The 13,160-nt window shown below is 70.4% G+C and carries 11 protein-coding genes; 8 read left to right on the forward strand and 3 right to left on the reverse strand.

The features are described from left to right. The first annotated feature begins 40 nt into the window (after positions 1-40). Genes CQ047_RS05495 through CQ047_RS05505 form a run of 3 tightly spaced genes read left to right on the forward strand, consistent with a single transcriptional unit; the run spans position 41 to position 3,656 of the window. Positions 41-1,576 carry a M81 family metallopeptidase gene (locus tag CQ047_RS05495; RefSeq protein WP_308737041.1) on the forward strand — a complete coding sequence of 512 codons (1,536 nt, stop codon included), beginning with the start codon at positions 41-43 and terminating at the stop codon, positions 1,574-1,576. Further along, positions 1,576-2,925, forward strand: coding sequence for an alpha-L-fucosidase (locus CQ047_RS05500; protein ID WP_105673283.1), 1,350 nt, complete (start codon positions 1,576-1,578; stop codon positions 2,923-2,925). The genes CQ047_RS05495 and CQ047_RS05500 overlap by 1 nt, the downstream gene beginning before the upstream one ends. After that, entirely contained in the window at positions 2,922-3,656 is a 735-nt protein-coding gene (locus tag CQ047_RS05505; RefSeq protein ID WP_308737040.1) for a copper homeostasis protein CutC, read from the forward strand. The genes CQ047_RS05500 and CQ047_RS05505 overlap by 4 nt, the downstream gene beginning before the upstream one ends. Before the next feature lie 62 nt (positions 3,657-3,718). On the opposite strand, the gene CQ047_RS05510 is transcribed toward CQ047_RS05505, so the two are convergent. Then, on the reverse strand, positions 3,719-6,550 hold the full coding sequence (locus CQ047_RS05510; RefSeq protein ID WP_105673285.1) for an FAD-binding and (Fe-S)-binding domain-containing protein: 2,832 nt from the start codon (positions 6,548-6,550) through the stop codon (positions 3,719-3,721). Between the two features lie 74 nt (positions 6,551-6,624). Between CQ047_RS05510 and CQ047_RS05515 the strand changes: the two genes are divergently transcribed. Further along, the gene (locus CQ047_RS05515; protein WP_105673286.1) at positions 6,625-7,284 is read left to right on the forward strand and encodes a GntR family transcriptional regulator; all 660 of its coding nucleotides are present in this window, start codon (positions 6,625-6,627) and stop codon (positions 7,282-7,284) included. 4 nt (positions 7,285-7,288) lie between these two features. Here CQ047_RS05515 and CQ047_RS05520 read toward each other — a convergent pair whose 3' ends face one another. After that, entirely contained in the window at positions 7,289-8,200 is a 912-nt protein-coding gene (locus CQ047_RS05520) for a hypothetical protein (protein WP_258132500.1), read from the reverse strand. Positions 8,201-8,288: 88 nt separating this feature from the next. Between CQ047_RS05520 and CQ047_RS05525 the strand changes: the two genes are divergently transcribed. The 3 genes from CQ047_RS05525 to serA all read left to right on the forward strand — a co-directional run bounded on the left by CQ047_RS05525 (position 8,289) and on the right by serA (position 10,839). After that, a complete protein-coding gene (locus CQ047_RS05525; protein WP_105673287.1) occupies positions 8,289-8,768 on the forward strand; it encodes a hypothetical protein in 480 nt (159 codons plus the stop codon). Next, complete coding sequence (locus CQ047_RS05530) at positions 8,765-9,112, forward strand: hypothetical protein (protein ID WP_105673288.1); 348 nt, start codon at positions 8,765-8,767, stop codon at positions 9,110-9,112. The genes CQ047_RS05525 and CQ047_RS05530 overlap by 4 nt, the downstream gene beginning before the upstream one ends. A 122-nt stretch (positions 9,113-9,234) precedes the next feature. Further along, positions 9,235-10,839, forward strand: coding sequence for a phosphoglycerate dehydrogenase (gene serA / locus CQ047_RS05535; protein ID WP_105673289.1), 1,605 nt, complete (start codon positions 9,235-9,237; stop codon positions 10,837-10,839). Between the two features lie 114 nt (positions 10,840-10,953). Here the strand turns inward: serA and CQ047_RS05540 are convergent, their stop codons facing one another. Further along, positions 10,954-11,499: a TetR/AcrR family transcriptional regulator gene (locus CQ047_RS05540; protein WP_105673290.1), complete on the reverse strand. Its 546-nt coding sequence runs from the start codon at positions 11,497-11,499 to the stop codon at positions 10,954-10,956. A gap of 64 nt (positions 11,500-11,563) precedes the next feature. Here CQ047_RS05540 and CQ047_RS05545 point away from each other — a divergent pair, with 64 nt between their 5' ends. Beyond that, complete coding sequence (locus CQ047_RS05545) at positions 11,564-13,111, forward strand: MFS transporter (RefSeq protein ID WP_105673291.1); 1,548 nt, start codon at positions 11,564-11,566, stop codon at positions 13,109-13,111. The last annotated feature ends 49 nt before the right edge of the window (positions 13,112-13,160 follow it).

The raw sequence follows: 13,160 nt of genomic DNA on the forward strand, positions 1-13,160 counted from the left end.
GCAGCACGTGACCGAACGCCCCGAAGCCAGCGACATCTGGATGGGCGCCCTCGCGCCCGTCGCCGACGGAGGTCTCGCGACGCCGCGCATCGGCATCGGCGGGATCTCGATCGAATCGAGCACCTTCTCCCCGCACGTCTCCGGCGACGAGGCGTTCACGATCCGCACGGGCGAGAATCTGCGCGCGTACTACCCGTTCCTCGATGCGGGGCGCGAGCTCGCGGAGGCCGCGGAGTGGATCCCCCTCACCCACGGGCGCTCACTGCCAGGAGGCGCGGTCGATGCGGCGACGTATCGGCGTATGAAGGAGGCGATCGTCGCGGGCATCCGCGAGCAGGGGCCGTTCGACGGCTTCTTCTTCGACATCCACGGCGCGATGAGCGTCGTGGGCATGGACGACGCCGAGGGCGACCTGGCCCTGGCCGTGCGCGAGGCCCTCGGACCCGACACGCTCGTGTCCACCTCGATGGATCTCCACGGGAACGTGTCCGAGACGCTCCGCGATGCGGTCGACCTCCTCACCTGCTACCGCATGGCCCCCCACGAGGACTGGCTGAACACGAAGGAGCGCGCGGTCTGGAATCTGCTGGCGCGACTCCGCGGCGAGCACGGCGCCGACCCGCTGCGTCGTCGCCCGTTCAGCGCCTGGGTCCCCGTTCCGGTCCTGCTCCCCGGCGAGAAGACGAGCACACGCCTCGAGCCCGCCCGCGGCATCTACGCGGAGCTGCCCGGCATCGAGGCCCTCGACGGCGTCGTGGACGCCTCGGTGTGGATCGGCTACGCCTGGGCTGATGAGCCGCGCTGCCAGGCCTACGTGGTGGTCACGGGCGACGACCGGGACCTCATCGCGCGCGAGGCCGAGCGCGTCGCGCGGTTGTTCTGGGATGCACGCGAGGACTTCGTCTTCGTCGCGGAGACCGGTTCGCTCGACGAGGCCCTCGCGAAGGCGCTCGCGCCGGAGGCCCGGCATCCCTATCTGATCTCCGACTCCGGAGACAACCCGACGGCAGGGGGAGCGGGCGACGTGACCTGGACGCTCGCGCAGCTGCTCAGCCGTGCAGAGCTGACCGACGGTTCTCGCACGACCCTCGTGGCCTCGATCTTCGACAGGGACGCGGTCGCGCAAGCCGTCGCGGCGGGAGTCGGCGCCACCGTCACCCTCTCGGCGGGTGCGCGGGTGGATGACGGCCCCCACGGCCCCGTCGAGATCACCGGCTCCGTCTTCTCGATCACCGAGGACGACCACGATGCGGGGACGCAGGTCGTGATCGCGGTCGGCGGACTCCACGCGATCATCACGGAGCGCCGCAAGCCGTTCCATCACCTCGACGACTTCCGCATGCTTGGTCTGGAGCCGACCACGGCGGACATCGTCGTCGTGAAGATCGGCTACCTGGAGCCAGAGCTGTACGACCTCGCCGCCGACTGGACTCTCGCGCTGACCCCCGGCGGCGTGGACCAGGACCTGCTGCGCCTCGGCCACCACCGACTCGCGCCGGGGGTCTTCCCCTTCGACACGTCGGGAGCCCCCGACCTGACCGCCGTCGTCGTGCGACGCGGCGAGGAGATCCGCTGATGATGAACTTCGAGAAGCGCACCGGACCCGACTTCGGTGCCGAGGCCCCCGTCTACCCGACCAACGGCGTTCCCGACTGGTATCGCGACGCGAAGCTCGGCTTCTTCGTGCACTGGGGTCTGTACTCGGTGCCCGCATGGGCCGTGCAGCACGGCGAGGGAGTGAACATCCCCACCGAGGACGCCTACGCCTGGCACCAGTACGCGGAGTGGTACGGCAACACCGTGCGCATCGCGGGCAGCCCGACCTGGGAGCGGCATCAGCGGCTCTACGGACCGGGCACGTCTTACGAGGACCTGGCCGACCTGTGGGACGCCTCCGCCTTCGACGCGGATGCGTTCGTCGGCGAGCTCGTCGACGCGGGGGCGAAGTACGTCGTCCCGACCACCAAGCACCACGAGGGGTTCTGCCTCTGGGGGACAGGGACGACGGGATTCAACGCGGTCGCACGCGGGCCCCGCCGCGACCTGATCGCGGAGTTCCACGACGCGACCCGCAGGGCGGGGGCGAAGTTCGGCGTGTACTACTCGGGGGCGCTGGACTGGCACGTGAGCGACTTCCCGGCCATCGAGTCCGACACCGACCTCTTCCGCTACCGTCGCAACGACGAGCACTTCGCCCGCTACGCCACCGCGCAGCTGGACGAGCTCGTCGAGCGCTTCTCGCCCGACCTCCTGTGGAACGACATCGAGTGGCCGGACGGCGGCAAAGGCCGTGAGGACTACGGGGTCGCCGAGACGCTGTCGCGGTACTTCGCCGCGGTCCCCGGCGGCGTCGTCAACGACCGGTGGGGCGTCCCTTACCACGGCTTCCTCACCCGCGAGTACACCCACATCGACGAGATCATCCCGCAGCCGTGGGAGTCGACCAGGGGACTCGGCTACTCCTTCGGCTACAACAGCGCGGAGGACACGCGCCACACGCTGTCGGGTCCCGACCTCATCCGGATGCTCGTCGACGTGGTGTCGAAGAACGGCAACCTCCTCATCAACGTCGGACCCGACGCGGCAGGACGGATCCCCGAGCTGCAGCGCCAGACCATGCAGCAGCTCGGCGCCTGGCTCCGGGTCAACGGCTCGGCGATCTACGGCACGCGTCCGTGGGTGCGCTTCGGCGAGGCCGCAGGCGCGCCCGTCCGTTACACGCGGTCGGATGCGGGTGTCCATGTGCACGCGCTCGATCCGAGCGCCGGCGAGCTGCCGCTCCCGTCCGAGCTGTCCGCGGGCAAGGCGCGGTGGGCCGACGGGCCCCACGCGGAGGTGATCCGTGCGGCGGACGGCTCCACGAGCGTGCGCATCCCCGACGCCCTGCGCGAGTCCCCGGTGGCCACGGTCACCGTGACGCCATGATGTCCGTTCCCGCCCTCGAGATCGCCGTGCAGGATGCCGCGGGCGCACGGGTCGCGCGGGCGGCGGGCGCCGATCGCGTCGAGCTGTGCCAGGCGCTGAGCGCGACGGGCGGGCTGACGCCGTCGCCCGCGACCGTGGACGCCGTCCTCGCCGCCGTCGGTCGCTCTGATCGGCTCGCGGTGCTCGTCCGTCCGCGCACCGGAGGGTTCGTCTACGACGACGAGGACGTGGCGCTCGTCGCGGCGGATGTCGCCGAGGTCGTGCGCCGGGGTGCGGGTGCCGTGGTCGTCGGCGCGCTGACCCGCGACGGCGGCGTGGACCGTCGCGCGCTCGATCTCTGGAAGAGCGCGGCGGGCACTGCCGAGTTCGTGTTCCATCGGGCGATCGACACCCTGAGCGACCCGAGATCCGTGATCGGAGAGCTCGTCGACTGCGGCGTGGATCGCATCCTCACCAGCGGGGGAGCCGCACGCAGCATCGACGGCGCCGGAGTCCTCTCCGGTCTCGTCGACGAGGCTGCCGGACGTCTGCAGATCATGGCGGGCGGGGGAGTGCGCGTGGAGGACATCGTCGCCCTGCGCGCGTGCGGTGTGCACGCGGTCCACCTCTCCGCCAAGACGTCGTCCGGAGACCTCGCCCCCAGCGGACCCGGCGGCGGAGACACCGGCTTCGACATCACGGACGGCGGGATCGTCGCGCGCGCTGCGGCCGCCCTCCACGCGGAACGCTGATCTCGCGGTCGGCGCCGGCCGAACTGCCCGTGTCGGGCGGGGCCGGCGCCGATCGTCGCGTCTCAGGGGCGCGTGAGCTCCTCGAGCACCTCGACCACGTGTCGATACCCGCGGCCGGTGGCACGGGTCATCCCGATCTCGCACGTGCGGTTCGCCGACACGAAGGCGTCGAACCCGCGCTCCCTCTCGGCGTCGCGCAGCTCAGCGGCCTCGACCGCCGTGGCGCTGGCGGTGAGCTCGGGATGGAGCATGCCGCGGTCGCCGGCGAACGCGCAGCATCCCCAGCCGTCGGGAACGTAGACGTCCTCGGCGACAGCGGATGCGAGCGCGGTCAGCGCCCCCGTCGCACCGAGCGCGGTGGTGGAGCAGGTCGGATGCACCGCGATCCGGTCGAGCTTCCTCCGCACGTCCAGGCGGGGCAGCACCTCGCGGGCGACGAAGGTCGTCGCGTCCTCGATGACGAGTCCGGCGTACTCGGGGTGCGCGTCCACGCCCTTCGCGAGCATGACGTGCAGGCCCTCCGTGCAGGAGGCGGCGTCGCACACGACGGGAAGGGCGCCCTGCCGGCTCGCGGCCCACAGCGATGCGAGCACGCGCTCGGTCATGCGGTCGTATCCGGCGAGATGCCCCTTCGACTTCCACGGCGTTCCGCAGCACAGGCCCCCGGCGTCGTCGGGGATCACGACGGGGATGCCCGCACGGTCGAGCAGCGCCGATACGGCATCCCTCGATCCTTCCCCGTGCCCCTCGGCGCCGAACATCGTGCCGATGCACGCCCCGAAGAAGACCGCCCTGGCATCGGCGGGCGAGTCCGGACGCGGAGGCGTCGAGCCGCCTCGGGGGAGCCCGGCGTCGTACAGCGGCACGGTGTCGGCGCCGAGCACCGCGCGGCCGACCCGTGTCGCGGCCGTCACGAGAGGCGCGGGCAGGGCATCGGCCACCGTGAGGGCGACGGCGCCGACCTTCGTGACCGTGCCCCAGCTCTTCGCGGCGACGTCCCACAGGCCGTCCTCGATCGTCGAGGCCTGCTCGGCGCGCAGGCGCCGCACGAGATCGCCCGTGTTGATGTCGACGGGGCAGGCGACGCCGCACATGCCGTCGACCGCGCACGTCTGCACGCCCTCGTAGTCGTAGTCGGCGCGCAGCTCGGCCAGGAGCACGTCATCGCCGCGCTCCTCCGCCCAGGCCATGTCGCGGCGGAGGACGATGCGCTGCCGCGGTGTGAGCGTGATGCTCTTGCTCGGGCATGACGGCTCGCAGTACCCGCACTCCACGCAGCGGTCGACCTCCTTCTCCACCGTCGGCACGCGCTTCAGATCGTGCAGGTAGGAATCGGGGTCGTCGGAGAGCACGACACCGGGATTGAGGATGCCGGAGGGGTCGAGCAGCCGCTTGACGTCCCACATGATGTCGGTGAGCTCGTCGCCGTACTGGCGGCGCACGAAGGGCGCCATGATGCGACCGGTGCCGTGCTCCGCCTTCAGGGAGCCCTGCTGCTCCAGCACCAGCTCGACGAGATCGTCGGTGAAGCGGCGGTAGCGGGCGAGGCTCTCCGGATCGTCGAAGCGCTCGTTGAGCAGGAAGTGCACGTTGCCGTCCTTGGCGTGCCCGAAGATGACGGAGTCCTCGTAGCCGTGCGCGGCGAAGAGCTCGATGAGCCGCTCGCAGGTGACGAGGAGACGCTCCACGGGGACGACGATGTCTTCGAGCAGGGCGGTCGTGCCCGAAGGGCGGGCCCCGGCGATCGCGGTGTAGAGGCCCTTGCGCACGTGCCACAGGGCGGCGCGCTCGGCCGCGTCGGTGGTGAGGGTCGCGTCGATCGCGAGCGGGAGCGCGGCGAAGCGTCCGAGGGCCGTCGTCGTGTCCACGGCCAGCGCCTCCGCGTCCTGCGCGTGCACCTCGACGAGGAGGGCGGCGTGGTCGCGCACCTCGATCGACGCGATCGCGGGCGGCACATCGCTGAGCCCCTGTGCGACGCGGAGGGACGCGGCATCCAGCAGCTCGATCGTGGCGAGGCCGAGCGCGGTGAGCCCGGGCAGGGCGGCCATCGCGTCGGAGAGCGTGTCGAAGACGAGGAGTCCCGTCGCGATCGCCGGCTTGATCTCGATCGTCCGGAACCGTGCTTCGGCGACGAAGGCGAGCGTGCCCTCCGAGCCGATGACCAGGTGCTCGAGGATCCGCACGGGGTCGTCGAAGTCGAGCAGCGCGTTGAGCCCGTAGCCCATCGTGTTCTTCATGGAGAACTGCCGACGCACGATCTCGACGTTCTCCCGCGAGTCGAGGAGTCGTCGACGCAGGGCGAGAAGACCGTCGGCGATCTCGGGCTCGGCCGCGCGCAGCCGGTCCTCGGCATCGGGGGCGGCGGTGTCGAGGATCGTGCCGCTGGGCAGGACCAGCAGCAGGGACTCGATCGTCCGGTACGAGTTCTCGACGATGCCGCAGGCCATGCCGCTGGAGTTGTTCGCGACGACTCCGCCGATGGTGCAGGCGATCTCGCTCGCGGGGTCGGGGCCGAGCTTGCGGCCGTACCGTGCCAGTCGGGTGTTGACCTGGCGCACGGTCGCCCCTGGTTCGACCCGGACCGAGCGCCCCTCGTCCTCGATCGCGATGGTGCGGAAGCCGCTGCGCGTGTCGACGAGGATGTCGCCGCTCACGCCCTGGCCCGACAGGCTCGTGCCGCCGGAGCGGAACGTGAGCGTCCGCCCGGCCGCTCGTACGGCATCGAAGGCGCGAGCGACCCCGGCGGCATCGACGGGGGACAGGACCGCATCCGGCACCAGCAGGTAGTGGGAGGCGTCGTGCGCGCGGGCGAAGCGGTCGATCGAGCGGAGGTGCACCGCCGTCGACGGGCCGAGCAGTTCCGGATTCAGGGGTTCGGCGAGCGTGGTGGGCACGGTGCTCCTCGACAGTGCGGGACGGATTGTCTGACAAGTGTACCGAGAGGCGCAGGTCTCGATAGCATGGCCGCATGACGACGACGGATGCCGACCTCGGAGTGATCGGCGTAGTGGATGCCGTGACGGCGCGACTGCGCTCCCGCATCCTCAGCGGAGACATCCGCCCGGGGGCGCCGCTCACCGAGGCCGCGGTGTCGATGGCCTACGGGGTCGCGCGTCCGAGCGCGAAGGCCGCGATCGAGCAGCTCGTGGCCTCCGGCCTCCTCGCCAGGACTGCGCATCGCAGCGCCCGGGTCGTCGGCATCGACCCGGAGACCGTGCGCGACGTCTACCGCACCAGGGCGAGATTGGAGAGCGCCGCGCTTCGGGAGCTCGCGCTCTCCCGGACGGTCCCCGCGTCTGCGGTCGCCGCGAACGAGGAGATCGCGGCGATGCCGCCGGGACCGGACGCAGCGACCGTCGATCCCGATCTGCGATTCCACACGGCGTTGATCGACGCGCTGGAGAGCGAACGCACAGGGCGCATGTACCGCAGCGTGATCGACGAGGTCCGGCTGTGCATGGCGCAGGTGCAGGGGAGGCAGCTGCTGGACGCCTCGGCGATCGCCGAGCAGCACGCGGGAATTCTCGACGCCGTCGCCGAGGGAGACGGAGAACGGGCCGCCGAGCTGCTCCACGCCCATCTCTCCGCCGCGGAGCAGCGGCTCGTGGAGGCGCTCGGCGCCCGGTGAGCGCTCAGTTCGCGGGCGCGGCGTCCTCGATCTCGATGGGGGCGTCGGTCGGGTCGGCCCAGACCGGGGCCGGCAGCGGCGTGTCGACCTGGCCGGCCTGGATGGACCGCAGCGCCTCGGTGATCGCGTCGGCGTTGTCGGGCACGGCGAGGCCGCAGGTCTTCAGCTCGGAGGCGAACTTCAGGGTGAGGCGGATCTTGCCTGCCTCGATCGCCTGAGCGGTGGTGCCGGTGCGCTTCTCGCTGCCGGTCTGGATGTCGGAGACCTGGTCGCACACGTGGTACACAGAGCCGCCGTCGACCCACACGACCTCGTCCTTGCCGAGCAGCTGGATGACGGCCGACTGATCGGCCGTGTACTGCTCGACGGACGGCGGGTTGAAGTCGACGCCGATCACGGTCGCCAGGACCGCGAGCGCGATGCCCACGATGCCGGCGGTGGCCTTCTGGCCCTTGTTCATGTCCTTGTTCAGGAAGATGAGGATGATCAGCGGGAGGAAGGCGACGATCGCGATGATCGCGCCGAGCTGGTTCTGCACGAAGAAGCGGAGGGTCTCCGACTTGCGCGCGGGGTCGAGGCGGTTCGCCTTCTTCCAGAGGAGGGAACCAGTGATCGACAGCGCGGCGATGACGACGAGCATTACGAGGAGGGTGATGAAGGCCCACTGCGGGAACTGCGCCGTCACGCCAGGGTCGGAGAGGAGCCCCGTGTCGGGATCACGGACGAGCACGCCGTCTTCGCCGACGTAGTCGCGCTGGCGCAGCAGCCAGAAGATCGCGACGGCCTCGCTCGCGATGGCGACGGCCCAGAGCACGGCGGCGATCCAGCGGAAGGTGGTCGCCTTGGACTTGGCTTCGGCCGTCGGCTTCCAGTTCGTCGCCGGTTCGACGGACTCGCCGCTCTTGCTCTCTGCCACGATCAACACCCTTTCCCCCTGTGCACCCGCGTGCACAGCCGATTTGCACCCCTGAGCCTAGTGGACGCGGTGTCCTACGCTGGAGGACATGAGCACCGATCCCGATGACGCCCTGACATGGGAGGGCGACGACGGCACGTCGCCGAAGGAACCCGCGCTGCCCGCGGGCTGGAACGCCGTCGGCAAGGGCAGCGACAGGGTCGTCGAGGAGGGTGGGGAGTCGGATGCCGCGGCATCCGACGATCCGACCGAGGCTGACGAGGCGCCCGCCGCGCTGGGCACCGGGATGCTCCTCACCCTGGGAGTGGTCGGCGGGGTCTACCTGCTCTACACCGTGGGCTGGGTCGTCGGCGGGCTCCGTCTCAAGCCGCTGGCGAACCTGATCGTCGCCGACAGCATGTACGTGCCCTGGTTCGTGCTGGCCGTCGCGGCCCCCGCCCTGTGGTTCCTCGCGACGTGGGTGCTGACGCGCGGCAGGGCCGCGTGGATCCGCGTGCTCGTTCTCCTCCTGGGCGTGGTGCTCCTCGTTCCCTGGCCCTTCGTCACCGTGGGGGTGATCGGATCATGACCGCATCCACGACGACGCCCTCGATCTCGGCGGGTTCTCCGCGGTGGATCGTCTGGCTGGTCATCGGTCTCAGTGGCCTCTTCTACGCCTATGCGGTGTGGAACGCCGTGGCGCACCTGGTGTCCATGGCGCAGAGCGGCCTGACGGCGACGGGGTGGACGACGCTGCTCTTCGGGGTCGTGTTCCCTGCCCTCGTCTTCGTGTTCGCCCTCGTGATCGGCCGTCGGCGCCGCGTGGGTGAGCTCAGCCTCGTGCTGCTCGCCGGTCTGGGCGTCGTGGCGGTGTTCTGGCTGAGCCTGCTCGGCTACAGCATCCTCAACATGTCTCAGCTGGTGGCTGCCTGATCCTGCCGTCACACGGCACGGGGCAGCGATCCTGCTCCGGTACAGTTGACGTGATCGCGCCCCCGATGGTGTGCGGCGCATCGGCCCTCTCCCGCATGTCGCGCTGCCCCGAAGGATCCACTGTGCCGAAGCCTGTTGTGCTCATCGCCGAAGAACTCTCTCCCGCCACGATCGAGGCTCTGGGCCCCGACTTCGACGTCCGCAACGTCGACGGCACCGACCGCGAGGCTCTTTTCGCCTCGCTCGCGGAGGCGGACGCCGTTCTCATCCGCTCGGCGACCCGCATCGACGAGGAGGCGCTGTCGCACGCGCCGCAGCTCAAGGTGGTCGCCCGCGCGGGCGTCGGCCTCGACAACGTCGACATCAAGGCGGCGACGGCCGCGGGCGTGATGGTCGTCAACGCGCCGACGTCGAACATCGTCTCCGCCGCCGAGCTCACGATCGGGCACATCCTCAGCCTCGCCCGTCGCATCCCCGCGGCGCACGCCTCGCTCTCCGCGGGGCAGTGGAAGCGCAGCTCCTACACCGGCGCAGAGCTCTTCGAGAAGACGGTCGGCATCATCGGCCTCGGGCGCATCGGGGCTCTCGTCGCCGCGCGTCTCGCGGCCTTCGACATGCGCGTGGTCGCCTACGACCCCTATGTCACGTCGGCGCGCGCCCAGCAGCTGGGCGTGCAGCTCCTGTCGCTCGACGAGCTGATCGCCGAGTCCGACTTCATCACGATCCACATGCCCAAGACGCCCGAGACCACGGGCATGCTCAGCACCGAGCAGTTCCAGGCCATGAAGAAGACCGCCTACGTCGTCAACGTCGCCCGCGGCGGCCTGATCGACGAGGCGGCGCTCATCGAGGCGCTCAACGCCGGCGAGATCGCCGGCGCCGGACTCGACGTCTTCACCTCGGAGCCCCCGGCGGAGGGCAGCTCCGCGCGCGCCCTCACCGCGCTGCCGAACGTCGTCGTCACCCCGCACCTCGGAGCCAGCACCGACGAGGCGCAGGAGAAGGCGGGCGTCTCGGTCGCCCGCTCCGTGCGCCTGGCCCTCGGCGGCGACCTCGTCCCCGACGCCGTGAACGTCGCCGGCGGCGTGATCGATCCCTATGTGCGCCCCGGCATCTCCCTGGTCGAGAAGCTCGGCCAGATCTTCTCGGCGCTCGCGACCTCGCCCCTCACCAGCCTCGACGTCGAGGTGCACGGCGAGCTGAACGACTACGACGTGAGCGTGCTGAAGCTCGCCGCGCTCAAGGGCGTCTTCACCAACATCGTCAGCGAGACCGTGTCGTACGTGAACGCTCCGCTGCTCGCCGACCAGCGCGGCATCGCGGTGCGCCTGCTGAAGGATGACGTCAGTGACGAGTACCGCAACGTCATCACGCTGCGCGGTGCGCTCTCCGACGGGACGCAGCTCTCGGTCTCCGGCACGCTGACCGGCCCGAAGCAGACCGAGAAGCTGGTCGGGATCAACGACCACGCGCTCGAGCTCCCGATCGAGAAGCACCACGTCGTGATGCTCTACACCGACCGCCCCGGCATCGTCGCGGTCTACGGACAGAAGTTCGGCGAGGCCGGTATCAACATCGCCGGTATGCAGATCGGCCGCCTCGCGGCGGGCGACCAGGCGCTCAGCGTGCTGACCCTCGACTCGCCCGTGTCCGAGGAGCTCCTCGACGACGTCCGCACGGCGATCGACGCCGACCTGTTCCGTCAGATCGAGCTCACCGAGGTCTGACCCGGGCCCACGAGAGGCGGGGGAGGCGCGATGCCTCTCCCGCCTCTTGCGTGTGCGGATCGCTGACCCGGTGGTGCGGCGTCACCTGGAGAGGCGCATCGCGTCTCTGGGGGACTAGCGTGACGTGGCGCTCAGCACGAGCGCGATCAGCTCCGCGAGCTCCTCGCTGCGCGGCACCAGGCGCTCGGGCCCGTGCACGTCGAGGGAGTTGTTGAAGTAGAGCCCGTCGCTGAGCAGCATGACGAGGTCGAGGCTCGCCCTGTCGCGGACGTGAGGGCGGATCGTGTCCTCCCAGCGGTGACGGGTGTGGCGCAGCATGTCCGCTGCCGCTGCTGATCCGCCCTGGGCCAGGCGCGTGGCGGCGATGAGAGCGCGGTCCAGCGCATCGTCCTCCATGACCGAGGTGCGGACGTAGTAGGCCACCGGACCCTCCTCCGCCGCCGTCATCCGCTCCAGATCCGCCGTCGTGAGCGCATCGAGCCGCTCGAGGAGTCCCGCCGCGAGCTCTTCCTTCGAGCCGAAGTGGTAGAGCAGGCCGCCCTTCGACACTCCAGCCGCTTTCGCTGTCGCATCGAGGGTCGCCGCCCGCTCTCCGTCGGCGATGAGGATCGACTCGAACGCGTCCAGGACGCGTTCTCGGGCGAGAGGAGGTCGGGGCATATCTGTTACTATACCATCTGGACGGTTCAGTAACTGAGCCGCAGAAGATCCTGAGAGGTGCCTCATGACGCGCACAGCGTCGATCCCCACTGTCGTCGACAACGCCGAGACCGATGCTCCCCGTGTAGGGGCGCGAGGCTGGGCCGCGCTCGTCGTGCTCATGCTGCCAGTGCTGCTGGTGTCGGTGGACAACACCGTGCTGAGCTTCGCGCTGCCCGAGATCTCGATGGCGCTCTCGCCGTCGGGCGCCGAGCAGCTGTGGATCATCGACGTCTATCCGCTCGTCCTCGCCGGACTCCTCGTCACGATGGGGACCATGGGCGACCGCTTCGGTCGCCGCAAGCTCCTGCTCATCGGCGCGACCGGCTTCGCGGCCGTCTCGGCGCTGGCCGCCTTCGTCCCGACGGCGGGCCTGTTGATCGGTGCGCGTGCACTGCTCGGCTTCTTCGGCGCGATGCTGATGCCGTCGACGCTGTCGCTGCTGCGCTCCATCTTCCGCAATCGCGAGCAGCGCCGCATGGCCATCGCCGTCTGGGCGGCCGGTTTCTCGGCGGGCGCCGCACTCGGACCGATCGTCGGAGGCTTCCTCCTCGAGCACTTCGCCTGGGGCTCCGTGTTCCTCGTCGCGGTCCCGGTTCTGATCCCTCTGCTGATCCTCGCGCCGCTGCTGGTGCCGGAGAGCCGTGACCCGAACCCCGGTCGCATCGATCCCGTCAGCATCGTGCTGTCGATGGCCGCGATGATCCCGGTCGTCTACGCGATCAAGACGCTGGCCGTGGACGGCCCCTCGTGGAAGGCGGGCGCCTTCGCGGCGTTCGGCCTCCTCATGGGATACCTGTTCGTGCGTCGGCAGAACCGCGCCGAGATCCCGATGCTCGACATGGGCCTGTTCCGCCGCGGATCCTTCTCCGGGGCGATCATGGTGAATCTCCTGAGCGTCGTCGCCCTCGTCGGCTTCCTCTACTTCGTCTCCCAGCACGTGCAGCTCGTGCTCGGACTCTCTCCGATGGAGGCCGGTTTCGCGCTGGTCCCCGGCATGGCGGCGATGATCATCGCCGGTCTCCTCGTCGTCCCGATCTCGAGACGGGTGCGTCCGCGGGTGCTGATCCCCGCCGCGCTGCTGTTCTCGGTGACCGGGTACCTGCTGGTGGCGTTCACGACCTCCGATCACGGCGTCCTGCCGCTCGTCGTCGCCTTCATCGTGCTCGGCATCGGCATCGGCGCGGCCGAGACGATCTCGAACGAGCTGATCCTGTCGAGCGCCCCCGCGGAGAAGGCGGGAGCCGCGAGCGCGGTCTCCGAGACCGCCTACGAGCTGGGCGCCGTGCTGGGCACGGCGATCCTCGGCGGCATCATCACCGCGTTCTACCGCGGAGCCCTCGTGCTCCCGCCCGGACTGCCGGAGGATGCGGCCGTCGCCGCCCGCGAGACCCTCGCCGGCGCCTACACCGCGGCCGCGAAACTGCCGGAGCAGCTCGGGGGCGCGCTGTGGGATGCCGCGGCGACGGCCTTCGGGTCGGGCGTCATGGTGACGTCGCTGATCGGTGCGGGCCTCGTCGTCGCGGCGGGTGCCATCGCCGCCGTCACACTGCGCACGACCCCGTCTCACTGACCAGTACGCTGGGGGGACCGGCATCCGTTCCGATGGGTGCCGGTTCCCT

It is taken from the genome of Microbacterium sp. MYb72, assembly GCF_002979415.1.
Classification (GTDB): domain Bacteria; phylum Actinomycetota; class Actinomycetes; order Actinomycetales; family Microbacteriaceae; genus Microbacterium; species Microbacterium natoriense.

What these genes read in the sequence shown, in the direction of transcription:
- CQ047_RS05495 (WP_308737041.1), top strand. Translation starts at nt 41, where the DNA reads ATGGGCGCCCTCGCGCCCGTCGCCGACGGAGGTCTCGCGACGCCGCGC.
- CQ047_RS05500 (WP_105673283.1), top strand. Translation starts at nt 1,576, where the DNA reads ATGATGAACTTCGAGAAGCGCACCGGACCCGACTTCGGTGCCGAGGCC.
- CQ047_RS05505 (WP_308737040.1), top strand. Translation starts at nt 2,922, where the DNA reads ATGATGTCCGTTCCCGCCCTCGAGATCGCCGTGCAGGATGCCGCGGGC.
- CQ047_RS05515 (WP_105673286.1), top strand. Translation starts at nt 6,625, where the DNA reads ATGACGACGACGGATGCCGACCTCGGAGTGATCGGCGTAGTGGATGCC.
- CQ047_RS05525 (WP_105673287.1), top strand. Translation starts at nt 8,289, where the DNA reads ATGAGCACCGATCCCGATGACGCCCTGACATGGGAGGGCGACGACGGC.
- CQ047_RS05530 (WP_105673288.1), top strand. Translation starts at nt 8,765, where the DNA reads ATGACCGCATCCACGACGACGCCCTCGATCTCGGCGGGTTCTCCGCGG.
- CQ047_RS05540 (WP_105673290.1), bottom strand. Translation starts at nt 11,499, where the DNA reads ATGCCCCGACCTCCTCTCGCCCGAGAACGCGTCCTGGACGCGTTCGAG.
- CQ047_RS05545 (WP_105673291.1), top strand. Translation starts at nt 11,564, where the DNA reads ATGACGCGCACAGCGTCGATCCCCACTGTCGTCGACAACGCCGAGACC.